The following is a 23,240-nucleotide window of genomic DNA, read 5'->3' as shown; positions in this document are numbered from 1 at the left end:
ATCAGGATGAGTGCCGTTCTAGACCATCACGATCACCACGCCCACGACGACCATCACGCCCCGACGGGCTGGCGGCGCTGGGTCTTCGCGACCAACCACAAGGACATCGGTACGCTGTACCTGCTGTTCGCATTCACCATGCTGATGGTGGGTGGCGTTCTGGCCCTGCTGATCCGCGCCGAGCTGTTCCAGCCCGGTCTGCAGGTGGTGAACCCTGAGCTGTTCAACCAGCTGACCACGATGCACGGCCTGATCATGGTGTTCGGTGCCATCATGCCGGCCTTTGTGGGCTTCGCCAACTGGATGGTCCCGCTGCAGATCGGCGCGGCCGACATGGCTTTTGCCCGCATGAACAACTTCAGCTTCTGGCTGATGATCCCGGCAGCGCTCATGCTGGTGGGGTCCTTCTTCATGCCCGGTGGTGCTCCCGCCGCCGGCTGGACGCTGTATGCCCCGCTGACCCTGCAGATGGGCCCCTCGATGGACGCCGGCATCTTCGCGATGCACATCCTGGGCGCTTCCTCCATCATGGGCTCGATCAACATCATCGTGACCATCCTGAACATGCGCGCGCCCGGCATGACGCTGATGAAGATGCCGCTGTTCTGCTGGACCTGGCTGATCACCGCCTACCTGCTGATCGCCGTGATGCCCGTGCTGGCCGGCGCCATCACCATGACGCTGACGGACCGCCACTTCGGCACCACCTTCTTCAACCCCGCCGGCGGCGGTGACCCGGTGATGTACCAGCACATCTTCTGGTTCTTCGGCCACCCCGAGGTGTACATCATGATCTTGCCGGCCTTCGGCATCATCAGCGCCATCGTGCCGGCCTTTGCCCGCAAGAAGCTGTTCGGCTACGCCTCCATGGTCTACGCCACGGCCTCCATCGCCATCCTGTCCTTCATCGTGTGGGCCCACCACATGTACACCACCGGCATGCCGGTGACCGGCCAGCTGTTCTTCATGTACGCCACCATGCTGATCTCCGTGCCCACCGGCGTGAAGATCTTCAACTGGCTGGCGACGATGTGGAAGGGTTCGATGACCTTCGAGTCCCCGATGCTGTGGGCCGTGGGTTTCATCTTCGTGTTCACCATGGGTGGTTTCACCGGCCTGATCCTGTCCATGGCGCCGGTCGACATCCAGCTGCAGGACACCTACTACGTCGTGGCCCACTTCCACTACGTGCTGGTGGCCGGTTCGCTGTTTGCCATGTTCGCCGGCATCTACTACTGGCTGCCCAAGTGGACGGGCCGCATGTACAAGGAAGGCCGCGGCAAGCTGCACTTCTGGTGGTCGATGATCTCCTTCAACATCACCTTCTTCCCGATGCACTTCCTGGGTCTGGCCGGCATGCCGCGTCGTTATGCCGACTACCCCATGCAGTTCGCCGACTTCAACATGATCGCCACGATCGGTGCCTTCGGCTTCGGTCTGGCCCAGGTCTACTTCTTCTTCTTCGTCGCGCTGCCCGCCATGCGCGGCCAGGGCGAGAAGGCCCCGCAGAAGCCCTGGGAAGGCGCCGAAGGCCTGGAGTGGGAAGTGCCCTCGCCGGCCCCCTTCCACACCTTCGAAACCCCCCCGAAGCTGGACGCCACGGCGACCAGGGTCATCGGCTGAAGAACCGGCACCAGCCTGAACCATGGCCATGACACCTGAACAGAAAAAAGCCAACCTGCGCATGGGGCTGGTCCTGGCCTCCGTGGCCGTGGTCTTCTTCCTCGGTTTCGTGGCCAAGTTCGTGTTTTTCGCCAAGTGACGAAGCAGCCATGAACCTGCGACGCGAAAACGTCCGGATGGTGGGCAAGCTGGCCATCGTGGTGGCCGGCATGTTCGGCTTCGGCTATGCGCTGGTGCCGATCTACAAGGCCATCTGCGAGTTCACCGGTGTGAACATCCTGGCCATCGGCGAGCGTGACGTTCCCGGCCGCAGCAGTGCGGCCCTGGTCAACACGCAGGTCGACACCAGCCGCACCATCACGGTCGAATTCGACGCCAATGTGCGCGGCCCCTGGGGTTTCAAGCCCGCGCAGCGTTCGCTGCAGGTGCATCCGGGCGAGATGGCCACCGTCATGTACGAGTTCGAGAATGTGCAGGACCGCCGCATGTCGGCCCAGGCCATCCCGAGTTATGCGCCGCGCCAGGCAGCAGCGCACTTCAACAAGCTGGAGTGCTTCTGCTTCAACGAGTACACACTGGCCCCGGGCGAGAAGAAAAGCTGGCCGGTGGTCTTCGTGATCGACCCCAAGCTGTCCAGGGACGTGAGCACCATCACGCTGTCCTACACCTTCTTCGAGGTGGGCAGCAAGACGCCGCCCGCGCCCACGGCCGCACGCAAGTCGACGGAGGCCGGCGCATGAGCGACGCACCGGCACCCAAAGGTTCGCTGTGGGCGACGGTCAAGGCCGTGGCCTGGTCCTTTCTCGGCGTGCGCAAGAGCAGTGGTTTCCAGGATGACATCGCCCAGCTCAAGCCTTACCACATCATTGCGGTGGGTCTGGTCGGCGGCATCCTGCTGGTAGTGAGTTTGATTGCATTGGTGAACTGGATCGTGGTCAAGTAAGACCCGGTCCGGGATATCTGAAAATTTGAGAGAAGCAGAATCGGAAGGAATGGAGCAAACATGAGTTCGACTACACACGGCGGCACCCCGTACTACTACGTGCCTGGCCCGTCCCGTCACCCCGTGATGGCGGCGATCGGCCTGTTCTTCGTCATTCTTGGTGCCGGTCAGTGGGTCAATGGCGCCAGCTGGGGCAAGTACTCCCTGGCCTTCGGCCTCATCTGGTGGCTGGTCGTGCTGTTCCAGTGGTTCCGCGAGGCCATTGCCGAGAGCGAAGGTGGCCAGTACGGCCACAAGATCGACATTTCCTTCCGCTGGAGCATGACTTGGTTCATCTTCTCCGAAGTGATGTTCTTCGGCGCCTTCTTCACCGCCCTGTGGTGGGCCCGCGCGCACTCGGTGCCCGCGCTGGGCAGCCTGGACAACGCGCTGCTGTGGCCCGACTTCAAGGCTGTATGGCCCAGCGTTGCCGCTGGCGCTACCGCCTCGCCGGCCGGCATCATCGAGCCCTTCCAGACCATGGGCCCGTTCTGGCTGCCCACGATCAACACCGCCCTGCTGCTGAGCTCCGGCGTCACGCTGACCATCGCCCACCACGCCCTGCGTGACGGCAACCGCGGCAAGACCCTCGCTTTCATGTGGGCCACCGTGCTGCTGGGCCTGACCTTCCTGTTCGTGCAGGGTTACGAATATGCCCACGCCTACAGCGACCTGAACCTCAAGCTCACGTCCGGCGTCTACGGCTCCACCTTCTTCATGCTGACCGGCTTCCACGGCTTCCACGTGTTCGTCGGCATGCTGATGCTGTTCTTCATCACCCTGCGCCTGCAGAAGGGCCACTTCACGGCAGACCGCCACTTCGGTTTCGAAGGCGCCGCCTGGTACTGGCACTTCGTGGACGTGGTGTGGCTGGGTCTCTACATCCTCGTCTACTGGATGTAATCGGGGCGGCTACTGCGCGGGCTTGATCCGTCGTTGCGGGGCCCGTCGGAAGATCCTCACGTACCTCAGGGTACGCTCCGGTCTTCCGCCACCCGCGCCTAGGCTGAAGCCCGCTCGCTACGCCGCCAGGCGTGGGCGAGCCGACAAAAACAAAAGCCGCTCGCAGCGGCTTTTGTTTTTGCTGAAGTCGAGGCCTTACTTGCCGGCCTGGATGCCGGTGGGCTGGATGTAGCCCAGCTTCCAGGCGATCAGGATGCAGATGAAGATGAGGATGGAGAAGCCGACGCGGAAGGCGAGCGCACGGGCCATGTTGCTGGTCTTGGGCTTGCCGTCGCGGCCGTCCTTCATCATGAAGAACAGGGCCGAGCCGAGGCTGGCAAGGATGGCCAGGAAGGCCAGGGCGACGAGGTATTTCATGAACGGGATTATGGCGTGAGTGTCCGGCTGCGTTTCTGGGTGGTGACATTCGCCGCGTTGCTCGGCGCGGCCGTGACCCTGTCGCTCGGGAGCTGGCAGCTTGACCGCGCGGCGGAAAAACAGGCCTGGCAGGCCAGCATCGATGCGCGTGCCCAGTTGCCCGTGCTGGATGCGCGCGGCTTGGCCGGCATGTCCGACAGCGACGAACTGCTGCACCGTCGCGTCGAGGCCGTGGGGCAATGGGTAGCGGAGCACACCGTGTTTCTCGACAACCGGCAGATGAACGGTCGCCCGGGCTTCTTCGCGCTGACGCCCCTGCGCCTGGACAACGGAACAGTCGTGCTGGTGCAGCGCGGCTGGGCGCCGCGCAACTTCGAGGACCGCACGCGCGTGCCGCAGATCGCCACACCCGCAGGCCTGGTGCGTGTCCAGGGCCGCATAGCCCTTGCTCCTTCCAAGCTCTATGACATGGGTGAGGCCGGTACCGGGGCGATCCGGCAAAATCTCGATCTGGCGCAGTTCCGGGCCGAAACGGGCCTGGCCCTGCTGACGGTGTCGATCCAGCAGACCGGGGCGTCGGGCGACGGCCTCGCCCGTGACTGGCCGCAGATCAGCAGCGGGGTCGACAAGCACTACGGCTACGCGTTCCAATGGTTCGGGCTCTGTGCCCTGATAACACTTCTTTATGTCTGGTTCCAAATTGTCAAAAGATACAAGCGCCGCGCCGGATGAAGGCGGCGAGCACGTGCTCGGGCTCACGGTGTACGACCTGCCGGCACCGGGCCAGGCGCTGGCCGACGACATACGCCGCACGCGCAGCGGCCGCTGGAAGATGATCGCCCTGCTGCTGGTCAGCGCGGCGCCAGTGATCGCGTCCTACTTCACCTACTACGTCATTCGACCCGAAGGGCGGCGCAACTTCGGTGAGCTGATCGATCCGCAGCGTCCGCTGCCCGACATGCTGGGCCTGGACCTTGAGGGGCGTACGCACAAGCTCACGGAGCTCAAGGGCCAGTGGTTGCTCGTGAGCGTGGGCAGCGGCAACTGCGATGAAGGCTGTGTGCAGCAGCTCTATTTCCAGCGCCAGTTGCGCGAAAGCCTGGGCAAGGAAAAAGACCGGCTGGACCGGGTCTGGCTGGTCCGCGACCTGCAAGCCATACCCACGGAACTGCAACCAGGCCTGAAGGACGCGACGGTGCTGCGTGTGCCGGACGCGGAACTGGCGCAGTGGCTCGCACCCGCCAGCGGCCATGCGATCGGGGAACACCTCTATCTGGTGGACCCCCTGGGCAACTGGATGCTGCGTTTCCCGGCCCGGCTCGATATCGAGGGGGCCGCCAAGGCCAAGCGGGACCTGGAGCGGCTGATGCGCGCGTCCTCCTCCTGGGACAAGCCCGGCCGGTAGGAGACAGCATGACCGACGTCGCACTTTACGATCTCGCGCCGGCCTTGCGCCTCATGCTCATGGGCCTGGTGCTGGCCGGCGGGCCCCTGGCCTGGGTCTGGCTGCGCCAGCGCCAGGCCTCGACCACGCGCCGCCTGCAAGCCCTCACCGTGCTCACGCTGTTCCTCACCTTCGACCTAGTGCTGTTCGGCTCCTTCACCCGCCTCACCGATTCGGGCCTGGGCTGTCCGGACTGGCCCGGTTGCTACGGCAATGCCAGCCCGGTCGGCGCGCATGCCGAAATCTCCTCCGCGCAGCAGGCCATGCCCACCGGCCCGGTCACGCATGGCAAGGCCTGGGTCGAGATGATCCACCGTTACCTCGCCACCGGCGTCGGTGTGCTCATCCTGGTGCTGGCCGCCGTCAGCTGGCGCGAACATCTGCGCCGCCAGCGTGGCGCTGCCGATGCACTGAGCCCCTGGTGGGCCACGCTCACCCTGGTCTGGGTCTGCGTGCAGGGCGCCTTCGGTGCGCTGACCGTCACCATGAAACTGTTTCCGGCCATCGTCACGCTGCACCTGCTGGGCGGTCTGTTGCTGCTGGCCCTGTTGTGCCTGCAGGCCGTGCGTTACGCGCAGATGCATGACGCCGCCGCTACGCTGACGATGCCGCCGGGGCTGCGCGCCCTGTTGTGGTGGAGCCTGGGCCTGCTGACGCTGCAGATCGCGCTGGGCGGCTGGGTCAGTACCAACTACGCCGTGCTGGCCTGTACCGAGTTCCCGGCCTGCCAGGGCCGCTGGTGGCCCGAGATGGACTTCTCCCAGGGCTTCGAGCTTTGGCGCGAGCTGGGCCTGACGGGCGAGGGTCAGCACATCAGCTTTGCCGCGCTCACCGCCATCCATTACGTGCACCGCCTGGCGGCCTTTGTCGTCATCGCCGTGCTTGCCCTGCTGGCCTGGCGCCTGCGTGGCCTGCCGCAGTGGCGCGCCCCGGCGGGCTGGCTGGCGGCGCTGCTGGCCCTGCAATTTCTTACCGGCCTGAGCAACGTCGTGCTGGGCTGGCCGCTGCTGGCGGCCGTGCTGCATACCGGCGGCGCCGCCGGTCTGGTCGTGCTGCTGACCTGGAGCCTGGCCAGCAGCCGGCGCAGGGAGCTGCAGCCCGGCACTTCTTTTGTTCCCGTTTCGAGTTCTGCCGCATGAGTGCCCCCACCCTTGCTTCCACGATGTCCGTGTTCAGCCAGTTCTATGCGCTGACCAAGCCGCGTGTCGTCCAGCTGATTGTCTTCTGCGCCCTCATCGGCATGGTGCTGGCCGTGCCCGGCCTGCCGCGCTGGCCGGAATTGCGCCTGATGTTCATCGCCTGCATCGGCATCTGGCTGGTGGCCGGTGCGGCGGCGGCCTTCAACTGCATCGTCGAGAAAGGCATCGACGCCAAGATGAAACGCACCGCCTGGCGTCCGACCGCCAAGGGCGAACTCAGTGATGTGCAGACCCTGCTGTTCTCGGCCGTGCTCTGCGCCGCCGGCTCCGTGCTGCTGTACGTCTGGGTCAACCCGCTGACCATGTGGCTGACCTTCGCCACCTTCGTCGGGTATGCCGTGGTCTACACCGTCATCCTCAAGCCGCTGACACCGCAGAACATCGTGATCGGCGGCGCGTCCGGGGCCATGCCGCCGGTGCTGGGCTGGGCGGCACTGACCAACGATGTCGGCCCCGAGGCGCTGATCCTCTTCCTCATCATCTTCCTGTGGACACCGCCACACTTCTGGGCGCTGGCGCTGTACCGTGTGGAGGACTACCGCAAGTCCGGCCTGCCCATGCTGCCGGTCACGCACGGCAACGAGTTCACGCGCCTGCAGATCCTGCTCTACACCCTGGTCCTGTTCGCGGCCTGCCTCATGCCCGTGGCCTACGGCATGAGTTCCTGGCTCTACCTGGCAGCTGCCGTGGTCTTGAGCATCGGCTTCTTTGTCTACGCTTTCAAGCTGTGGCGCAACTACTCGGACGAGCTCGCCCGCAAGACCTTCCGCTTCTCGCTGATTCACCTCAGCGTGCTGTTCGCAGCCCTGCTGCTCGACCACTACCTGCTGTGAGCCCTCCATGAACAAGCGCAACGCACTCCATTCCCTCGCGGCCGGCCTGCTCGCCACTGCGGCCCTGCTGCTCAGCGGCTGTTCCGACAATGGCAAACCCGGTTTCAGCGCGATCGACCTGACCGGCGCCGATTACGCCAAGGATTTCGCGCTGACCGATCACAACGGAAAGGCACGCACGCTCAAGGATTTCCAGGGCAAGGTCGTGGTGGTGTTCTTCGGTTACACGCAGTGCCCCGACGTCTGCCCCACGTCCCTGACCGAACTGGTCGCGGTGAAGAAGTTGCTGGGGGTGGACGGTGACAAGCTGCAGGGCCTGTTCGTGACCATTGATCCCGCGCGCGACACCCCGGAGGTGATGAAGAGCTACATGGCCAACTTCGACCCGACCTTCCTCGCCCTGTATGCCGACTCCGCGGAGAAGCTGGCCGCGCTGGCCAAGGATTACAAGGTCTATTACAAGAAGGTCGACGGCAAGACCCCCAGCAGCTACACCATGGACCACTCGGCCGGCATGTACATCTACGACACCCAGGGCCGGCTGCGTTTGTATTCGCGCTACGGCAGTGGAGCGGGGGCGCTGGCTGCAGATATCAAGCTGTTGCTGCAGGAGAAATAGCCGTCACAGGCGTACGGTGGGCCCGCTTCCGAGCGGGCTTTTCTTTTCTGCAGTCTGGTTTGTGCGCGTTGCGAGCCGGGCGCACATCCCGGCAATGCCACGCAAACAAACAAGGTGACAAGGCTACTCAGCCTTGATCCCACGCTCGGCAATGATCTTGCCCAGTGTGGCTGTATCGGACTTGATGCGCAGGGCCAGCGCCTCCGAGGAGCCGCCCGCCACCTGCCAGCCCTGCTGGAACAGCCGTTGCCGTACCTCAGGGCTGCGCGCGATCTCGCTGAAGAGCGCAGAGAGTCGGGCGACGACGGGCTTGGGCATGGAAGCCGGGCCGGCCACCGCGTTCCAGATCTCGAGCTGGAAGTTCTTCACGCCGGCTTCGGCCAGGCTGGGAATTTCCGGTGTCAGTGTGCTGCGGCCGGCCGACGTGACGCCCAGCACGCGGACCTTGCCGGCGCGGGCCTGCGCCAGGGCCAGGCCCGGCGGCAGCATGGAGAGCTGGATCTGTCCGCCCAGCATGGCCGTCACCACTTGCGGGTAACCGGGGTAGGGCACGTGCACGGGGTTCATGTCCACGCGCGCCTTGAGCAACTCCATGCCAATATGGCCCACGGTGCCCACGCCGGGCGAGCCATAGCTCCACTTGTCGCCGCTGCTGCGTGCCGCGGCCAGGAATTCGGCGGTGGTCCTGCCGGGGGCCTCGACCGGTGCGGCCAGCACCAGCGGCGCGGTGCCGATCAGGCTGATAGGGGCCAGGTCCTTGGCCGGGTCATAGGGCGTCTTCGCGTTCAGCAGCCTGGCGATGGTCAGGTTGCCGTTGATCATCACGCCGATGGTGTGGCCGTCGGTGGCCTTGGCCACCATGTCGGCCGCGATATTGCCGCCCGCACCCGGCTTGTTCTCCACGATCACTGGCTGGCCCAGCGCCTTGCTCAGGGGCTCGGCCAGCGTGCGTGCCACCAGGTCGGGCGAGGTGCCGGCCGGAAAACCGACCATGATCTTCACCGGCTTGCTCGGCCAGGCAGCCTGCTGCTGCGCGTGGGCGCCGGTGGCCAGCGTGAACAGGCCCAGCGCCAGCAGGGCGCGACGCAAGGGGGAGGGGGTCAAATGCATTCTTGTCTCCAGTGAAAAAGCCCCGGACTCTCTCGAATCCGGGGCCTGGTGGCTTGTGGCGAAAGTCAGGCGTATTCTGCCAGCGCCGACTTCATCTTTTTCATGGCGGCCACTTCGATCTGGCGGATGCGCTCGGCGCTCACGCCGTACTCGGCGGCCAGCTCGTGCAGCGTCATGCCACCCGAGCTGTCGTCGTTCACCTTGAGCCAGCGCTCTTCCACGATGCGGCGGCTACGTGCGTCCAGTGTGTCCAGCGCCGCGGCAATGCCGTCGCTGGCCAGGTGGTCGCGCTGGCGCGCCTCAATCATGGCCGTGGGCTCGTGGTTGGCGTCGGCCAGGTAGGCGATGGGGCCGAAGCTGTCCTCGCCATCGTCGCCCGGGCCCGGGTCCAGCATGACGTCACCGCCCGACAGGCGGGTTTCCATCTCGATGACCTCTTCGCGCTTGACGTTGAGCTCCTTGGCCATCAGGTCGATTTCCTGCTCGCTCAGCGTCTCGCGGTGGGTGGCGGCGTCCGCGGCAGCGGCATCGGCCTTGTAACCCTGCTTCTTGGAGCGCAGGTTGAAGAACAGCTTGCGCTGGGCCTTGGTCGTGGCGACCTTGACCATGCGCCAGTTCTTCAGGATGTACTCATGGATCTCGGCCTTGATCCAGTGCAGCGCATAGCTCACCAGGCGCACGCCCTGGTCCGGGTCGAAGCGCTTGACGGCCTTCATCAGGCCCACATTGCCTTCCTGGATCAGGTCGCCGTGGGGCAGGCCGTAGCCCAGGTACTGGCGGGAAACGGACACCACCAGGCGCAAGTGAGAGAGCACCAACTTACCGGCGGCCTCAAGATCGTTCGAATCGCGGAATTTGCGCGCAAACTCCTGCTCTTCCTCGAGGGTGAGCATGGGCAGGCGGTTGGCGGCCGAAATATAGGCGTCGAGATTACCCAGCGGGGGCACGAGCGCCCACGGGTTGGCGACGGTCAGCGCGGAAGCGGAAACTCCAGTGACAGCGGTCATGGCAGAACTCCTTTCGAGGTCATGTTTCTATATTAGCACTCTCTGTGATTGAGTGCTAAACCCGAAGTTCCTGAGGTTTTACACAGTTCCGGGGGATAGCTGCGTCACGGCTAGGGGTGGCCGAAACCGTTTGTCAATTGTATTGCGAACCATTATCATTCGCATAACTAGATGAACTACCACCACCCGCCATGATCGTCTGCGTCTGCCATCGCGTCTCTGACAAAACCATCGAACGTGCCGCCCGTGCCGGTGCCGACTTCGACGAGATCCAGCTCGAACTCGGCGTGGCCACCCAGTGCGGCAAGTGCGAGGGCTGCGCCCGTGCCCTGTGGTCCGAATGCCGGCCCAGCCACAAGATGGCGCACCTGGGCCAGGAGCTCGGCCTGGGGCGCTCCATCCAGCTCGTGGCCGCCTGAATCTCTGCTGACACCCCCATGAAAAAGGGCTACGCCGTGCGTAGCCCTTTTGTTTTGGAGTATGGCCGCTTCAGGAAATCTCGCCCATCTGGCTCTGCAGGTAGTTCTGCAGGCCCACCTTGTCAAGCAGCTCGATCTGGGTTTCCAGGAAGTCGATGTGCTCCTCGGTGTCGTCCAGGATCTCCTGCAGCAGGTCGCGTGAGACGTAGTCGCGCACCTTCTCGCAGTGGGCGATGCCGTCCTTGATGGTGGCCTGCGCGCCGGTTTCCAGCGCCAGGTCGCTGCGCAGGATCTCGGGCACGTCCTCCCCGATATGGAGCTTGCCCAGGTCCTGCAGATTGGGCAGGCCGTCCAGCGTGAAGATGCGGTCCATGAGCTTGTCGGCGTGTTTCATCTCGCCGATCGACTCTTCGTATTCCTTCCTGGCCAGCTTGTCCAGGCCCCAGTGCTTGAGCATGCGGTAGTGCACGAAGTACTGGTTGATGGCGGTCAACTCGTTCTTGAGCTGGGCCTGCAGATGGGAGATGGCTTGCGGGTCGCCTTTCATGGGCCTTCCTGTTCTTGGTTGCGGGAGACACTTGCATTGTCGTGCAAAGCCGTGGCAATGCAAGTGCAGGCCGACGGCCACAGGATTTCAGCGAACGCGGCTGAAAACCCGGCGCAATGCGATCCGTTCGCTCAGGCGGTGGTACAGCCCGGACCGATCGCGAGCATGGCCGTGTTCGCATTTTTCACCTGCACGATCTCCGCGAGGATCGAGACCGCGATCTCAGCCGGGGTGCGGGCGCCGATGCGCAGGCCCACCGGCCCGTGCAGCCGGGCCAGTTCGTCGGCGCTGAGGTCGAAATGCTCGGCCAGGCGCTGCTTGCGTGTGGCCTGGTTGCGGCGTGAACCCAGGGCTCCGACGTAGAAGGCCGCGGACTTCAAGGCCTCTAGCAGCGCCATGTCGTCGAGTCTGGGGTCGTGGGTCAGCGCGACGATGGCCGTGTGGGCGTCGGGCAGCATCTCGCGCACCACGTCGTCGGGCATGCCCGGCAGGCGCTGCACACCGGGGAGCAGCCCGAGGCTGGCGGCGTATTCCTCACGCGGATCGCAGACCAGCACCTCGAAGTCCAACAGGCTGGCCATCTCGGCCACCGCCTGCGAGAGCTGGCCCGCACCGATGAGCAGCAAGCGCCACTTAGGGCCGAAGACCGTCGTCAGTGTGGCGCCGTCGAACTGCAGGCCTTCGCCCCGCACGGCATCGCGCAGCGTGACTGTGCCGCTGCCCATGTCCAGTGTGCGGGCCACGAGGCGGTGCGCGGCCGTGCGTTCGAGCAGCTGCTCCAGCCACGCGGTATCGCGCAGGGGTTCCAGCACCAGGCGCAGGGTGCCGCCGCAGGGCAGACCGAAGCGGGCGGCCTCTTCCTTGTCGACGCCGTAGACCACGAGGCCGGGGCCCTGCGATTCCGGGCCCGCGGTACCCCGGGCCAGGGCCGCCTTGGCGCGCGCGATCAGGTCGTCCTCCACGCAGCCGCCGGAGACCGAGCCGCTGACCATGCCGTCGTCACGCACCGCGAGCAGGGCGCCCGGTGGTCGCGGCGCGCTGCCCCAGGTCTGCACGACCGTAACCAGCTCCACATGATGGCGGGCCCGCCTCCAGGCCAGGGCTTCGCCCAGCACGCGCAGATCAAGACTTTCCATGGTTCATCTCCAGCACAGGTATAGGCAGGGGGCGCAAAGATCAGGTGGCCGCGTAGGCATGCAGGCGGTCATCGCCGGGGCCGTGGATCTGCGCGTTGAAGGAAACAATGATGCGGTCCTGCTCGCCCACATAGGGCATGGCCTTGTGCGGCAGGAAGGACGGGAACAACACCAGCTCGCCTTCTTGCGGGGTCACGTCCAGCGTGGCCTGCTGCAGGAAGGCATTGCCCATGTCGATGTGCGCGCCGCCCAGCAGCGGGAACATGGGGCTGTAGAAACGCGTGGCGCCGTTGAGCGCGCGGAAGTCCGGGTGTTGCGCGCGCTGCGCCACCGGGTCGATCTGCACGTAGTACACGCCCGACCAGGAGCAGTTGCCGTGGGTGTGCACGTCGTGAAAGGTGGCGCCGTTCTGGATCTGGAACCAAACCCCCATCAGCTCCAGTTGCAGGTTGTGCCGACCCGGCGGCCACAGGCCCGCGTTGGCCTGCTGGGCCGTGGTCTGGATGGCCTTGGCGATGAACTGCACCAGCTCGTGAAACTCGGGCAGCTGGATGCGATGCAGCAGGTCGTCCGGGCTGGCGTAGAAGCGTCCGGCCGGCGCGCTGGTGTCGGTCGCGCGCAGGGCCGTGAAGACGCGTGCCAGCAGCGGGTTGACCTCGGTCGCGCGCTCGAAACGATGCACCGCCAGCGGCACCGGCCAGTGCTGTTGCAGCGTGCCGTCGGGGTTCAGAACGGGGCTCACGCGGCGGTCTCGCGCGTGGGCAGCTCCAGCTTCCAGCCGGTGCGCCGGGCCAGTTGCTCCACGTCCTCGCGGGTGTCGAGGTCGGTGATGAAACGGGTGTTGGACGTCTCGTGCACCAGCACCAGCTCGGGGTTGCGCTCGATCAGATGGCGGCAGGCCAGGTTCTGCTCGCTGGCCAGGATCTGCTCGCGCGCCTGCGCATCGAGCACGATGGGGTTGCCGCGCTGGCCGGTCACCACCGGCACCAGCACCTGCCCGCCTTCGCGCTTGCTCGCCTTCTTGAAGGCCGCGATCAGCTCGGTCAGGTCGGCCGCGCCGATCAGCGGCTGGTCGGCCAGCACCACCAGCACCGCATCGAGCTTGCTGCCCAGCGCCGCCAGGCCGGTGCGCACCGACGACTGCTGGCCCTGCGCGTAGTCGGCGTTGTGCGCCAGCGTGACGGGGAAATCCTGGATCTGGGCCTCCACGGCATCGCGTTCGAAACCGGTCACCACCACCACTTCATCGACGCCGGCACCGCTGAGTGCAATCAGATGGCGCTTGATCAGCGGCACGCCCTGCAGGCGGATCAACGGCTTGGCCACACCGCCCATGCGTGCGCCCTCGCCGGCGGCCAGCAGCACAGCACCGATGCGCAGCCTGGCATACAGGCCGCCGCCCTGTTTCATGATGCATCCCATGGTTTGCGTTCCTCTTCAAGATCTCATTTCAACAACTCGGGCAATCGAGCCAGGCTGGCCAGATTGTGCGCCGGCAGAAAGCGTGTCACATGCTGCGCCGCCAGATCCATCGCGGCCGACTGCGGTACCTGCTCCGTGGGGTGCAGCCAGCCGATGCGGGCACCCTTGGATCGAACCTGGGCCAGGACCGCAGCCAGGGCCTCGGGCTCGTCGGTGTCGTAGCCGTCACTGAACACCAGGAACAGGTCGCCGCGGGCCAGCCCGCGCCCCAGGTGCGTGTGCAGGGCCTCGTGCAGGCTGCTGGCGATGCGCGTGCCACCGCCGAAGCCGAAGGTGACGGCGTTGACCTTCTCCTGCACGCGCTCGCTGCGCCGCTTCATCAGCGGTGTGACCTCGGCCACCTTGGTGTGAAAGACGAAGGCGCGCGCGTCCATCACCTCGACGAAAGCGCGCGAGAGGCGCAGGAAGAACTGCGCGTGCACCTCCATGGAGCGGCTCACGTCCACCAGCACCACGACACGCGGCTGGCGGCGCTGGCGCCGCACATGGTGCAGCTGCACCAGTTCGCCGCCGGTCGCCAGGGCCGCACGCAAGGAACGGCGCAAGTGGATCTGCGGGCCGCTTTGCTGGTGCTGCAGGCGGCGCAGCAGCTGGCTGCGCAGGCGGCGCTTGAGGGCTTCGACCAGCGGCTCGAAACGGTCCATGTCGCCGGGCTGCCATTCGGAGAAGTCGCGCTGATCCAGCGGGGCGGTACGGCTGGCGCCGCCCTGGGCGCGCGGCGGGCCGGAAGCTTCTTCCAGTTCGCCGCTGCCGGTCTGGTCGGCCAGGTCGAGTATCGGCTTGGCCGCCTGCTGATCCTGCCGCCCGGCTGGCGGGGACTGCCCCAGCTCGCTGTGCATCTGTTGCACCAGCTCGGGCAGGGAACGGCCCTTGCGCGTCAGCCCCGTGCTGCGCGTGCTGCCCTTGACCTTGTGCGGGAACCAGAAGGCCTGGTGCAGGTCCGGATACTTCTGCCACTGCCTGCGACTGCCGCTGCTGATGCCGCGCCACAAGGCCTGGATGCGCTGCCACTGGTCCAGCGGCAGGGATGCGGCCGCGCGCGCCATCAACTCCACCTCGGCATAACCCAGGGTGAAGCCGTGCTCGCGCAGGTAGTGGGCGAACTCGCCGAGTTGCTGGCGCGGGTCGACGGCGACCATGGCCTACTTCATCGCGCCGGCCACGCCTACGTCCTGGGCGATGCGTGGCCCATCAATCAGCTTGCCTACCCGCTCCACCGTCACCTGCCAGCGGTCGTTGCGCGTCTTGAGCAGCGTGGCCAGCGTGGACACCAGCAACTGCGGATCGACCGGCAGTTCCTTCATGCCCAGCTTGAACAGCACGCGCACCCAGTCCAGCGTCTCGGCCACGCCGGGTGTCTTGTCCAGATCTTCCTTGCGCAGGCGCTGCACAAAGGCCACCGCCTCCTCCACCAGTCGCGTGGCTGCCTCGGGCACCAGGGTGCGCACGATGTCGATCTCGCGGGCCAGCGAGGGAAAGTCCACGTAATGGAACAGGCAACGCCGGCGCAGCGCGTCCGACAGGTCCCGCGTCCCGTTGCTGGTCAGCACAACCAGCGGTTTGGTGATGGCCTTGAGCGTGCCGAGCTCTGGCACGGTGATCTGGTACTCCGACAACATCTCCAGCAGGAAAGCCTCGAAGGCCTCGTCGGCGCGGTCGATCTCGTCGATCAGCAGCACGCAAGGCTGGGGCGAGCGGATGGCCTGCAGCAGCGGACGCTCCAGCAAGAAGGCCTCGGAAAACAGGTTGTCGCGCAGCGCGGACTTGTCACCCTGCCCGGCTTCGGTCAGGCGGATTTCGAGCAGCTGGCGGCTGTAGTTCCACTCGTAGACGGCCTGGTTCAGGTCCAGGCCCTCATAGCATTGCAGTCGCAACAAGTTGCGGCCCAAGGCCTTGGCACAGGCAGCGGCGATGGCAGTCTTGCCCACACCTGCCTCGCCTTCGAGCAGCAGCGGACGCTCCAGCGTGAGGCTCATCCAGACCAGGCTGGCCAGGTCTTCGTCCGCAATGTAGCCGGCCTGGTGCAGGCGTTCGCGCAAGCCCTGCGGGGTGGCGAGCACTTCGTGTGCGGTCATGGTGCTCAGCGTATCAGGATGCCTTGCGGCCGAACAGGCCCGAGAAGAACTGCTTGATCAGGGCCCAGATCAGCCCCAGGGCATTGAGCTCCTTGGCCACCACCGGCGCAGCGGCCACCGCAGGCCCGACGCCGGCTTCGGCGCCCTGCAGGGCCTGTGCCTTCTGCGAGAAGGTCTCGGCAAACTGGGCCAGGATCATGTCGGACACCGAGGTCATCATGCGGCCGCCGAACTGGGCGAACTTGCCGTTCACGATGACCTGCGAATGCCCCCGCAGCGTGCACTGGCCGTTGGCCGCCGGCAGCAGGCTGGCGGTGAGCTCCATGGAAGCGGAAGAGCCACCCTTGTCGGCCCCCTTGCCCATCAGCTTGAGCGTGCGGCTGGCGGCATTGACCTCCAGCACTTCGATGGTGCCGGCAAACGCAGCCACGGCCGGGCCCACCTTCACGCGCACACTGCCCTTGTAGTGGTTGGCATCCACCTGCTCGGTGATGGCGGCACCCGGCATGCAGGTGGCGAGTTCGTTGATGTCGGACAGCACGGCCCACGCAGCGTCCAGGCCGGCAGTGACGGGGTATTGCTTGTCGAGAGTAACTTCCATGAAAACTTTCCAGGTAAAACAAAGAAGCGGCCGCGCCCTCGCGCGACCGCCTTGCACAGACCGCGATCAGCTCGTGGCGATCCCGTTTTTCTTCAATTCCTGCCACACGCGGTAGGCCGTGTGCGGCATGTTGAAGTGCGTGACACCCAGGTGGGCAAAGGCATCGACCATCGCGCTGGTGAAGGTCGGGATGCTGCCCACGTGCGGGGACTCGGCCACGCCCTTGGCACCGATCGGGTGGTGCGGCGAGGGCGTGACCGTGTAGTCGGTCTCCCAGTGCGGCGTCTCCACCGCGGTCGGCAGGAAGTAATCCATGAAGGAGTTGCCCTGGATGTTGCCCTGCTTGTCGAAAGACAGCAGCTGGCCCATGGCCACCGCGAAGCCCTCGGTCAGGCCGCCGTGGATCTGGCCTTCGATGATCATCGGGTTGATGCGGGTGCCGCAGTCGTCCAGTGCGTAGAAACGACGGATCTTGGTCTCGCCCGTGCCCTTGTCGATGTCCACCACGCAAAGGTAGATGCCGAAGGGGTAGGTGAAGTTCGGCGGGTCGTAGTAGTGCACCGCCTCCAATCCCGGCTCCAGACCCTCCGGCGGCTTGTTGTAGGCCGACCAGGCGATGTCCTTCATGGTCTTGAACCTGGCGTCGTTGCCCTTGACCTTGAAGCGGTCGATCTCCCACTCGAGATCGGCCTCGCTCACCTCCAGCAGATGGGCCGCGATCTTCTTGGCCTTGGCGTGGATCTTGCGCGCCGCCAGCGCAATGGCCGCACCGGCCACCGGCGTGGAACGCGAGCCATAGGTGCCCAGGCCATAGGGGGCCGTGCTGGTGTCGCCCTCCTCGACCTGGATCACCTCGCTCGGAATGCCCAGCTCGGTGGCGATGATCTGCGCATAGGTGGTCTGGTGCCCCTGGCCCTGCGTGATCGTCCCCATGCGGGCGATGGCGCTGCCCGTGGGGTGGACACGGATCTCGCAGCTGTCGAACATGCCGATGCCCAGGATGTCGCACATCTTGGTCGGGCCGGCGCCCACCACTTCGGTGAAGGTCACCAGGCCGATGCCCATCAGCGTGGGGCTGTTCGGGTCGGCGCGCTTTTTCGCCTGTTCGGCGCGCAGGCCCTTGTAGTCCACCGCCTTGAGCACCTTGTCCAGCGCGGTCTGGTAGTCGCCCGAGTCGTACTCGAAGCCGAAGGCGCTCTTGTAGGGGAACTGTTCCTTGCGGATGAAGTTCTTGGCGCGGATCTCGGCCTTGTCCATGCCCAGCTTCTGCGCCAGCACGTCCACCATGCGCTCGATCAGGTACACCGCCTCCGTCACGCGGAAGGAGCAGCGGTAGGCCACGCCACCGGGCGCCTTGTTGGTGTAGACACCGTCGACCTTGCAGTAGGCTGTCGGGATGTCGTATGACCCGGAGCAGATATGGAACAGGCCGGCCGGGAACTTGCTCGGGTCGGCGCAGGCGTCGAAGGCGCCGTGGTCGGCGATGACGTTGGTGCGCAGCGCCAGGATCTTGCCGTCCTGTGTGGCGGCCAGTTCGCCCGTCATGTGGTAGTCCCGCGCGAACGCCGTGGAAGACAGGTGCTCGATGCGGTCTTCCACCCACTTCACGGGCCGCCCCAGCACGATGGAGGCCACGATGGCGCAGACATAACCGGGGTAGACGCCCACCTTGTTGCCGAAGCCGCCGCCGATGTCCGGCGAAATGATGCGGACCTTGGACTCGGGCACGCCCGAGAGCATGGACACCACGGTGCGCACCACGTGCGGAGCCTGGTGGGTGATCCAGGTGGTGAGTTCGCCGCGCACCGGGTCGAAGGAGGCCACGCAGCCACAGGTCTCCAGCGGGCTCGGATGCACACGCGGGTAGAACATGTCCTGCTTCACCGTGACCGGGGCCTTGGCGAATGCAGCGTCGGTGCTTGCCTTGTCGCCCGCGTCCCAGGTGAAGATGTGGTTGTGGTGGTAGCGCTTGCCGTGCGCCCCCTCGGTCTTGCCGGCCAGGTCCTCGCGCAGCACGGGCGCGCCGGGCTTGAGGGCCTCGAACGGGTCCACCACCACGGGCAGTTCCTCGTACTCGACTTCCACGGCCTCCACGCCGTCGGCGGCGGCGTAGCGGTCGGTGGCGACGACCACGGCCACTTCCTGCATCTGGAAGTGCACCTTCTCGTCGGCCAGCACGGCGGCCACATCACCGGCCAGGGTGGGCATCCAGTGCAGCTTGAGTGGCTTGAGGTCGTCGGCCGTCAGCACGGCCAGCACGCCCGGAACCTTCAGCGCGGCTTCCTTGTTGATCTTCTTGATGCGGGCATGGGCCAGCGGCGAGCGCACGATGTCCATGTGCACCATGTCCGGCATCTTGATGTCGTCGACGTAGTGGCCCTTGCCCTGGATGAAACGGGCGTCCTCCTTGCGCAGGCGGGACTCACCCATGCCCATCAGGGCCTTTTCACGATCGCTGATCGGTGCGTTCATTGTGTGTCTCCTGGTGGGCCGCTCAGGCGGCCACTTTCTGGGGTTGTTGCAGCGTCCTGGCGGCGGTCATCACGGCCTTGACGATGTTCTGGTAGCCGGTGCAGCGGCACAGGTTGCCGGCCATGCCGGCACGCACCTCTTCTTCGGTCGGGTTGGGGTTGTCCTGCAGGAATCGGTAGGCGCGGATCAGCATGCCGGGGGTGCAGAAGCCGCACTGCAGGCCGTGCTCCTTGTAGAAGGCATCCTGCACGGCATGCAGCACGCCGCCCTGGGCCAGGCCCTCCACGGTCTTGATGTCGCTGCCTTCGCACTGCACCGCCAGGTGGGTGCAGGCCTTGACCGACTGGCCGTCGACGTCCACCGTGCAGACGCCGCAGTGGCTGGTGTCGCAGCCGATGTGCGAACCGGTCAGGCTCAGCTTCTCGCGCAGGAAGTGGATCAACAGGGTGCGCGACTCGACCGCCTCTTCCACCTTGCGGCCGTTGACGGTCATGGAAACGATGTGCTTGCTCATTCTTGTGACTCCTCTGGTTCTCACTTGCAGCGGGCGGCCGCGGCCTGGATGGCGCGTTTGGCCATCTCGCCGGCCATGGCGGTCTTGTATTCGACGTCGCCGCGCAGGTCTTCGGCCGGGTCACAGATGGCACGCACGGCCGCCGCGGCGGCGTTCAGCGTGGCCGCATCGACGGCCTTGCCCACCAGCGCCTGCTCGGCGGCGCTGGCGCGCAGCGCGGTGGGCGCCACGTTGGTCAGGGCGATGCGGGCCTGCGTGACCTTGCCACCGCTCATGTTCAGGATCACGGCGGCGCCGGCCGTGGCCCAGTCACCGGTCTTGCGCTTGAGCTTGCTGTAGGCGTAGCCGGTGCCGGCTGCAAACGGCGCCACCAGGATGGCGGTGAGGATCTCGTTATCGGCCAGGGCCGTCATGTAGGTCCCCTGGAAGAACTCGGTGGCTTTCACCTTGCGCTCGCCCTTGGGGCCTTGCAGCACAAAGGTGGCATCCAGCGCCATGGCGATGGCCGGGTGGTCGTTGCCCGGGTCGCCGTGGGCGATGTCACCCCCGATGGTGCCGCGGTTGCGCACCTGCGGGTCGGCGATCAGCTGGGCAGCTTCCGGCAGCAGTGGTAGTTTCTGCTGCAGCAGCTTGGAGGCGATCAGCTCGTTCTCGGTGGTCATGGCGCCGATGCGGATCAGGCTGCCTTCTTCCTTGATGCCGCGTAGCTCGGGGATGCGGTTGATGTCGATCAGCGCGCCGGGTTGGGCAAAGCGCAGCTTCATCATGGGCAACAGGCTGTGGCCGCCGGCAAGCAGCTTGGCGTCGTCGCCCAGATCGCTCAGCAGCTTGAGAGCCTCCGGCAGGGTGCGGGGCGCATGGTAGGCAAATGAAGGTGGAATCACGATGTCTCCTCTTGCTTTTGTTGCCGTGCAGCACGGCGTTGCGGTATCAGAGGCCGCAATCTACCGGCGGCCCGCGCGCTTGCGGACTTGAAGAAATCAATGCGCTGCGCGCGCGCACGAACGGCAGCTCCGGTGCACGAACCGGAGTGACGCACCGGCCTGCTCCAGCGCAGGCCTTTATATTGCCGGGGGCTTAATTAAGTGCGCGAGGGTGCGGGGTCTGACAGACCCAACTGCTCAAGCAGGCGCGGCGCGCTGGCGCGAGAGACGGGGATCTCCACGGGCGTGGTGCCCATCATGCGCAAGGTCATGCGGCCGTCGTCGCGCACAATCTCGTCCACATGCGAGAGGTTGACGATGTAGCTGCGGTGCACGCGCAGGAAGAGCTGCGGGTCCAGCCGGCTCTCCAGGTCGCCGATGTTGAGGTTGCAGAACTGGCTGCCCTGGCCCGTGTGCACCCAGGTGTAGTGGCCCTCGGAGCGGATGAAGGACACGGCCGGCACGTCCACCAGCAGCACGCGGTTGGCCTTGATGGTGGGGATCTTGCGCAACTGGCGGCGCTGCTGCTCGTGGTTCTCTCCCGTCTCGCGGCTGCCGCGCGTGGTGCCCTCGCTCTCGTGGCTGACCACGTCCGTGATGTCATAGAACACCAGCGTGTAACCGGTGGTCGCACCCTGCATGTCGCCGATCTTGGACACCTTGATCAGCAGCATGCGATCCGGGATGTTGATCATCATCGCCATCGGCGGCGCATTGTTCACCGGGCACTCGGCCTGGTCGAGCAGGAACTTCACCTTGTTCTTGGCCGCATCCGGGTGGAAGTCCAGCACGTACTTGTCGAAGGGTAGCTTGTCCTGCACCGGCAGGCTGCGGCGTGCGAAGTCGTTCATTCCGGCCACGCGCAGGTCCTTGTCGAGGTGAATCACGCCGACGTCGAAGCGCTCCAGCAGATAAAGCCAGGAGTTGCTATTGGCCGGCTGAGCGTGTTGCATGGGGCAGTTTTTCATGGCAATGTCTCACGAAGCGCAGGGGGAATACCCGGGGCTGGACGCTCATGCACGGGGCCGGGCAATCGTGCAGGCGGGCTGCATTTCGTTCACCGGGCACTGCAGCAGCCCGGTCGGCCCTTTAGAGTGCCGACAGGAGACGAGAGTGTCGGGGACTTGCTGCGCGCACGACCACCGTGTAAACCCGGGGTCCCGATAGCTTTCCTCAACTGTCTTATTAGATAGACCGCACACGCCTGCGACGAACCGTTCCATGAACCTTGCCCCGCAACCCCACTGGCTGGCACGCAGCATAGGCTCGGTCACCCTCACGCCCGCCCTGCTGGTGGCGGCGGTGGCGTTCACCCTCTGGTCGCTGGGCCGCAGCTCGGCCCTGCCCGGTGACGCGCAGCCGCTGCTGATAGCCGGCACCCTGCTCGCGGTGGCCACGGGCTGCGCCGCGCTGGCCTTCATCCGTCCGCAGCGCGCCGGCCTCTCGCCGCCGCACGTCATGCTCTCGCTGGGCTTCGGCGGCATGCTGCTGGGCCTGCTGTGGGACGTGCTGCAAAGCGGCCCGGCGCGGCTCGACAGCCTGTGCCTGCAGTCCACCGGACTGGGTTTTTACGAGAGCCTCGTGTTGCACCTGGAGTTCCTGCCCGGCATGCACATCGGCATGCTGGCCGGAGGCCTGGGCGCCATCCCCAGCCTGCGCGTGCTGCGCCCGCACTGCGGCCGCTACCTCTGCTCGCTGTTCGCGCAGAACCTGATGTGCTCGGGCTGGATGCTGATCGGCATGACGGCCGGTGCGCTCTGGTTGGCGCGCTGGCAGGCGCTGGACACCCAGTCCACCCTGCCCGGGATGCTGGGCGGCATGTTCGCCGGCATGACCTGGGGCATGGTGTTGAGCGTGGCCCTCTACCGCGGCTTCTTCGCCTGGCGCAACCGTCCGTCGCCCGGCTGATTCCCCCGCAACGTCAAATTCCATATACTGTACACATGAACAGTATATGGATCTCTCCCGAAAAGCTGCCAGCCCTTGCCCGGCCGTCTGTGGCCGTCTCGGCGCGGGGTCGGGCGGTTTCCCGCCGCAGGCACTGACAGGACGAGGTGTCGCCATGCACATCCCCGCCCGCCGTCGCCTCGAGTTCGACGAGGCCCGCCTCTACGAATACCCCGAGCACCTGCGCGCGTGCGTGGAGGCCCTGCCGCATCTGCCCGGCGTGTACACCTTCCATGGCGAGCCCGGTGACGCGCTGCCGCTGTACATCGGCAAGAGCGTGAACCTGCGCGCGCGCGTGCTCTCGCACCTGCGCAACCCCGACGAAGCGCGCCTGCTGCGCCAGACCCGCCTCATCACCCATCGCCGCACCGCGGGGGAGGTGGGCGCGCTGCTGCTGGAGGCCAGCCTCATCAAGCAGCAGCAACCGCTCTACAACCAGAAGCTGCGCCGCAGCCGCCAGCTCTGCGCGCTGCGCCTGGGCGCCGCGGGTCGCCCCGAGGTGGTGGACGCGCGCACGCACAACTTCGCCACCACGCCCGACCTCTTCGGCCTCTACGGCAGCCGCCACGCCGCGCTCGACGGCCTGCGCGACCTGGCCGACCTGCACAAGCTCTGCTACGGCGCGCTGGGCCTGGAGCGCCTGGCCCCGGGCCGCGCCTGCTTTCGCGCCGCGCTGCACCAGTGCGCCGGTGTCTGCCGTGGCGACGAAACCCTGGCCGCGCACCAGGCGCGCCTGTGCGAGGCGCTCGAAACCCTGCGCGTGGCCTGCTGGCCGCACGCGGGCGCCATCGGCCTGCGTGAACGTGACGAAGAGGGTCTGGAGCAGATCCACGTCATCCGCAACTGGTGTTACCTCGGTAGTGCGGACAGCCTGGCCCAGGCGCGGGGGCTGGACCAAAGCGCCATCGGCTTCGATGCCGACGGCTACAAGATTCTCTGCCGCCCGCTGCTCTCGGGTACGGCGGATCTCATCGCGCTTTGAAGCTT

The 23,240-nt window shown here is 65.9% G+C and carries 27 protein-coding genes; 13 read left to right on the top strand and 14 right to left on the bottom strand.

Annotated features, from left to right (window positions below):
• Positions 1-6: 6 nt before the first annotated feature.
• From ctaD to AC1RRP_RS03550, 5 genes are read left to right on the top strand one after another with little or no spacing between them, the layout of a single operon-like run.
• Positions 7-1,623 carry a cytochrome c oxidase subunit I gene (ctaD, locus tag AC1RRP_RS03570; RefSeq protein ID WP_493033277.1) on the top strand — a complete coding sequence of 539 codons (1,617 nt, stop codon included), beginning with the start codon at positions 7-9 and terminating at the stop codon, positions 1,621-1,623.
• 28 nt (positions 1,624-1,651) lie between these two features.
• Complete coding sequence (locus AC1RRP_RS03565; protein WP_493033275.1) at positions 1,652-1,762, top strand: cytochrome oxidase small assembly protein; 111 nt, start codon at positions 1,652-1,654, stop codon at positions 1,760-1,762.
• 10 nt (positions 1,763-1,772) lie between these two features.
• Positions 1,773-2,363, top strand: a complete 591-nt coding sequence (locus AC1RRP_RS03560; RefSeq protein WP_493033273.1) for a cytochrome c oxidase assembly protein — start codon at positions 1,773-1,775, stop codon at positions 2,361-2,363.
• On the top strand, positions 2,360-2,566 hold the full coding sequence (locus AC1RRP_RS03555) for a DUF2970 domain-containing protein (protein ID WP_493033272.1): 207 nt from the start codon (positions 2,360-2,362) through the stop codon (positions 2,564-2,566). Before AC1RRP_RS03560 ends, AC1RRP_RS03555 begins: the two co-directional genes overlap by 4 nt.
• Positions 2,567-2,626: 60 nt before the next feature.
• The gene (locus AC1RRP_RS03550; RefSeq protein WP_493033270.1) at positions 2,627-3,508 is read left to right on the top strand and encodes a cytochrome c oxidase subunit 3; all 882 of its coding nucleotides are present in this window, start codon (positions 2,627-2,629) and stop codon (positions 3,506-3,508) included.
• A gap of 195 nt (positions 3,509-3,703) precedes the next feature.
• Here the strand turns inward: AC1RRP_RS03550 and AC1RRP_RS03545 are convergent, their stop codons facing one another.
• Positions 3,704-3,925: a twin transmembrane helix small protein gene (locus AC1RRP_RS03545; RefSeq protein ID WP_493033268.1), complete on the bottom strand. Its 222-nt coding sequence runs from the start codon at positions 3,923-3,925 to the stop codon at positions 3,704-3,706.
• Between the two features lie 15 nt (positions 3,926-3,940).
• Here AC1RRP_RS03545 and AC1RRP_RS03540 point away from each other — a divergent pair, with 15 nt between their 5' ends.
• The 5 genes from AC1RRP_RS03540 to AC1RRP_RS03520 are packed head-to-tail and all read left to right on the top strand — an operon-like array spanning position 3,941 to position 8,020.
• Positions 3,941-4,657, top strand: coding sequence for an SURF1 family protein (locus AC1RRP_RS03540; protein ID WP_493033266.1), 717 nt, complete (start codon positions 3,941-3,943; stop codon positions 4,655-4,657).
• Positions 4,611-5,330, top strand: a complete 720-nt coding sequence (locus AC1RRP_RS03535) for an SCO family protein (RefSeq protein ID WP_493033264.1) — start codon at positions 4,611-4,613, stop codon at positions 5,328-5,330. The genes AC1RRP_RS03540 and AC1RRP_RS03535 overlap by 47 nt, the downstream gene beginning before the upstream one ends.
• An 8-nt stretch (positions 5,331-5,338) precedes the next feature.
• A complete protein-coding gene (locus AC1RRP_RS03530) occupies positions 5,339-6,508 on the top strand; it encodes a COX15/CtaA family protein (protein ID WP_493033262.1) in 1,170 nt (389 codons plus the stop codon).
• A complete protein-coding gene (gene cyoE / locus AC1RRP_RS03525; RefSeq protein ID WP_493033260.1) occupies positions 6,505-7,401 on the top strand; it encodes a heme o synthase in 897 nt (298 codons plus the stop codon). The genes AC1RRP_RS03530 and cyoE overlap by 4 nt, the downstream gene beginning before the upstream one ends.
• A 7-nt stretch (positions 7,402-7,408) precedes the next feature.
• Entirely contained in the window at positions 7,409-8,020 is a 612-nt protein-coding gene (locus AC1RRP_RS03520) for an SCO family protein (protein ID WP_493033258.1), read from the top strand.
• 123 nt (positions 8,021-8,143) lie between these two features.
• Here AC1RRP_RS03520 and AC1RRP_RS03515 read toward each other — a convergent pair whose 3' ends face one another.
• Positions 8,144-9,130, bottom strand: coding sequence for a Bug family tripartite tricarboxylate transporter substrate binding protein (locus AC1RRP_RS03515; RefSeq protein WP_493033256.1), 987 nt, complete (start codon positions 9,128-9,130; stop codon positions 8,144-8,146).
• 65 nt (positions 9,131-9,195) lie between these two features.
• Positions 9,196-10,137, bottom strand: coding sequence for an RNA polymerase sigma factor RpoH (gene rpoH / locus AC1RRP_RS03510; RefSeq protein WP_493033254.1), 942 nt, complete (start codon positions 10,135-10,137; stop codon positions 9,196-9,198).
• 191 nt (positions 10,138-10,328) lie between these two features.
• On the opposite strand from rpoH, the gene AC1RRP_RS03505 reads away from it, so the two are divergent.
• Positions 10,329-10,556 (top strand): (2Fe-2S)-binding protein, encoded by a 228-nt coding sequence (locus AC1RRP_RS03505; protein WP_057674907.1) that lies wholly within the window; start codon positions 10,329-10,331, stop codon positions 10,554-10,556.
• Between the two features lie 70 nt (positions 10,557-10,626).
• Here AC1RRP_RS03505 and bfr read toward each other — a convergent pair whose 3' ends face one another.
• The 11 genes from bfr to AC1RRP_RS03450 form a co-directional block, all read right to left on the bottom strand.
• Positions 10,627-11,103 (bottom strand): bacterioferritin, encoded by a 477-nt coding sequence (gene bfr, locus AC1RRP_RS03500; RefSeq protein ID WP_493033252.1) that lies wholly within the window; start codon positions 11,101-11,103, stop codon positions 10,627-10,629.
• A 131-nt stretch (positions 11,104-11,234) separates the two neighbouring features.
• Positions 11,235-12,239: an XdhC family protein gene (locus AC1RRP_RS03495; protein WP_493033250.1), complete on the bottom strand. Its 1,005-nt coding sequence runs from the start codon at positions 12,237-12,239 to the stop codon at positions 11,235-11,237.
• Between the two features lie 40 nt (positions 12,240-12,279).
• A complete protein-coding gene (locus AC1RRP_RS03490) occupies positions 12,280-12,981 on the bottom strand; it encodes a TIGR02466 family protein (protein WP_493033248.1) in 702 nt (233 codons plus the stop codon).
• A complete protein-coding gene (locus tag AC1RRP_RS03485) occupies positions 12,978-13,661 on the bottom strand; it encodes a nucleotidyltransferase family protein (RefSeq protein ID WP_493033246.1) in 684 nt (227 codons plus the stop codon). The genes AC1RRP_RS03490 and AC1RRP_RS03485 overlap by 4 nt, the downstream gene beginning before the upstream one ends.
• A gap of 23 nt (positions 13,662-13,684) precedes the next feature.
• Complete coding sequence (locus tag AC1RRP_RS03480; protein ID WP_493033244.1) at positions 13,685-14,860, bottom strand: VWA domain-containing protein; 1,176 nt, start codon at positions 14,858-14,860, stop codon at positions 13,685-13,687.
• A gap of 3 nt (positions 14,861-14,863) precedes the next feature.
• Entirely contained in the window at positions 14,864-15,796 is a 933-nt protein-coding gene (locus AC1RRP_RS03475) for an AAA family ATPase (protein WP_493033242.1), read from the bottom strand.
• A 13-nt stretch (positions 15,797-15,809) separates the two neighbouring features.
• Positions 15,810-16,397, bottom strand: coding sequence for an SRPBCC family protein (locus tag AC1RRP_RS03470; RefSeq protein WP_493033240.1), 588 nt, complete (start codon positions 16,395-16,397; stop codon positions 15,810-15,812).
• Positions 16,398-16,463: 66 nt separating this feature from the next.
• Entirely contained in the window at positions 16,464-18,869 is a 2,406-nt protein-coding gene (locus AC1RRP_RS03465) for an aerobic carbon-monoxide dehydrogenase large subunit (RefSeq protein ID WP_493033238.1), read from the bottom strand.
• Positions 18,870-18,891: 22 nt separating this feature from the next.
• A complete protein-coding gene (locus AC1RRP_RS03460; RefSeq protein WP_493033236.1) occupies positions 18,892-19,383 on the bottom strand; it encodes a (2Fe-2S)-binding protein in 492 nt (163 codons plus the stop codon).
• A gap of 20 nt (positions 19,384-19,403) precedes the next feature.
• On the bottom strand, positions 19,404-20,267 hold the full coding sequence (locus AC1RRP_RS03455; RefSeq protein ID WP_493033234.1) for an FAD binding domain-containing protein: 864 nt from the start codon (positions 20,265-20,267) through the stop codon (positions 19,404-19,406).
• Positions 20,268-20,464: 197 nt separating this feature from the next.
• On the bottom strand, positions 20,465-21,259 hold the full coding sequence (locus tag AC1RRP_RS03450; protein ID WP_493033232.1) for a LytTR family DNA-binding domain-containing protein: 795 nt from the start codon (positions 21,257-21,259) through the stop codon (positions 20,465-20,467).
• A 268-nt stretch (positions 21,260-21,527) separates the two neighbouring features.
• Between AC1RRP_RS03450 and AC1RRP_RS03445 the strand changes: the two genes are divergently transcribed.
• Positions 21,528-22,214 (top strand): hypothetical protein, encoded by a 687-nt coding sequence (locus tag AC1RRP_RS03445; RefSeq protein WP_493033230.1) that lies wholly within the window; start codon positions 21,528-21,530, stop codon positions 22,212-22,214.
• A 154-nt stretch (positions 22,215-22,368) separates the two neighbouring features.
• On the top strand, positions 22,369-23,235 hold the full coding sequence (cho, locus tag AC1RRP_RS03440; RefSeq protein WP_493033228.1) for an excinuclease Cho: 867 nt from the start codon (positions 22,369-22,371) through the stop codon (positions 23,233-23,235).
• The last annotated feature ends 5 nt before the right edge of the window (positions 23,236-23,240 follow it).

The organism is Hylemonella sp. GW821-FHT12C09 (assembly GCF_058807395.1).
Note: the sequence above shows the minus strand (reverse complement) of the source record. Positions and strands in the feature narration are given on the sequence as shown.

Bases quoted from the DNA above. Each gene is read 5' to 3' on its own strand.
- ctaD (WP_493033277.1), top strand. From the start codon at position 7: ATGAGTGCCGTTCTAGACCATCACGATCACCACGCCCACGACGACCAT.
- AC1RRP_RS03565 (WP_493033275.1), top strand. From the start codon at position 1,652: ATGACACCTGAACAGAAAAAAGCCAACCTGCGCATGGGGCTGGTCCTG.
- AC1RRP_RS03560 (WP_493033273.1), top strand. From the start codon at position 1,773: ATGAACCTGCGACGCGAAAACGTCCGGATGGTGGGCAAGCTGGCCATC.
- AC1RRP_RS03555 (WP_493033272.1), top strand. From the start codon at position 2,360: ATGAGCGACGCACCGGCACCCAAAGGTTCGCTGTGGGCGACGGTCAAG.
- AC1RRP_RS03550 (WP_493033270.1), top strand. From the start codon at position 2,627: ATGAGTTCGACTACACACGGCGGCACCCCGTACTACTACGTGCCTGGC.
- AC1RRP_RS03545 (WP_493033268.1), bottom strand. From the start codon at position 3,925: ATGAAATACCTCGTCGCCCTGGCCTTCCTGGCCATCCTTGCCAGCCTC.
- AC1RRP_RS03535 (WP_493033264.1), top strand. From the start codon at position 4,611: ATGTCTGGTTCCAAATTGTCAAAAGATACAAGCGCCGCGCCGGATGAA.
- AC1RRP_RS03530 (WP_493033262.1), top strand. From the start codon at position 5,339: ATGACCGACGTCGCACTTTACGATCTCGCGCCGGCCTTGCGCCTCATG.
- cyoE (WP_493033260.1), top strand. From the start codon at position 6,505: ATGAGTGCCCCCACCCTTGCTTCCACGATGTCCGTGTTCAGCCAGTTC.
- AC1RRP_RS03520 (WP_493033258.1), top strand. From the start codon at position 7,409: ATGAACAAGCGCAACGCACTCCATTCCCTCGCGGCCGGCCTGCTCGCC.
- AC1RRP_RS03515 (WP_493033256.1), bottom strand. From the start codon at position 9,130: ATGCATTTGACCCCCTCCCCCTTGCGTCGCGCCCTGCTGGCGCTGGGC.
- rpoH (WP_493033254.1), bottom strand. From the start codon at position 10,137: ATGACCGCTGTCACTGGAGTTTCCGCTTCCGCGCTGACCGTCGCCAAC.
- AC1RRP_RS03505 (WP_057674907.1), top strand. From the start codon at position 10,329: ATGATCGTCTGCGTCTGCCATCGCGTCTCTGACAAAACCATCGAACGT.
- bfr (WP_493033252.1), bottom strand. From the start codon at position 11,103: ATGAAAGGCGACCCGCAAGCCATCTCCCATCTGCAGGCCCAGCTCAAG.
- AC1RRP_RS03495 (WP_493033250.1), bottom strand. From the start codon at position 12,239: ATGGAAAGTCTTGATCTGCGCGTGCTGGGCGAAGCCCTGGCCTGGAGG.
- AC1RRP_RS03485 (WP_493033246.1), bottom strand. From the start codon at position 13,661: ATGGGATGCATCATGAAACAGGGCGGCGGCCTGTATGCCAGGCTGCGC.
- AC1RRP_RS03480 (WP_493033244.1), bottom strand. From the start codon at position 14,860: ATGGTCGCCGTCGACCCGCGCCAGCAACTCGGCGAGTTCGCCCACTAC.
- AC1RRP_RS03475 (WP_493033242.1), bottom strand. From the start codon at position 15,796: ATGACCGCACACGAAGTGCTCGCCACCCCGCAGGGCTTGCGCGAACGC.
- AC1RRP_RS03470 (WP_493033240.1), bottom strand. From the start codon at position 16,397: ATGGAAGTTACTCTCGACAAGCAATACCCCGTCACTGCCGGCCTGGAC.
- AC1RRP_RS03465 (WP_493033238.1), bottom strand. From the start codon at position 18,869: ATGAACGCACCGATCAGCGATCGTGAAAAGGCCCTGATGGGCATGGGT.
- AC1RRP_RS03460 (WP_493033236.1), bottom strand. From the start codon at position 19,383: ATGAGCAAGCACATCGTTTCCATGACCGTCAACGGCCGCAAGGTGGAA.
- AC1RRP_RS03450 (WP_493033232.1), bottom strand. From the start codon at position 21,259: ATGCAACACGCTCAGCCGGCCAATAGCAACTCCTGGCTTTATCTGCTG.
- AC1RRP_RS03445 (WP_493033230.1), top strand. From the start codon at position 21,528: ATGAACCTTGCCCCGCAACCCCACTGGCTGGCACGCAGCATAGGCTCG.
- cho (WP_493033228.1), top strand. From the start codon at position 22,369: ATGCACATCCCCGCCCGCCGTCGCCTCGAGTTCGACGAGGCCCGCCTC.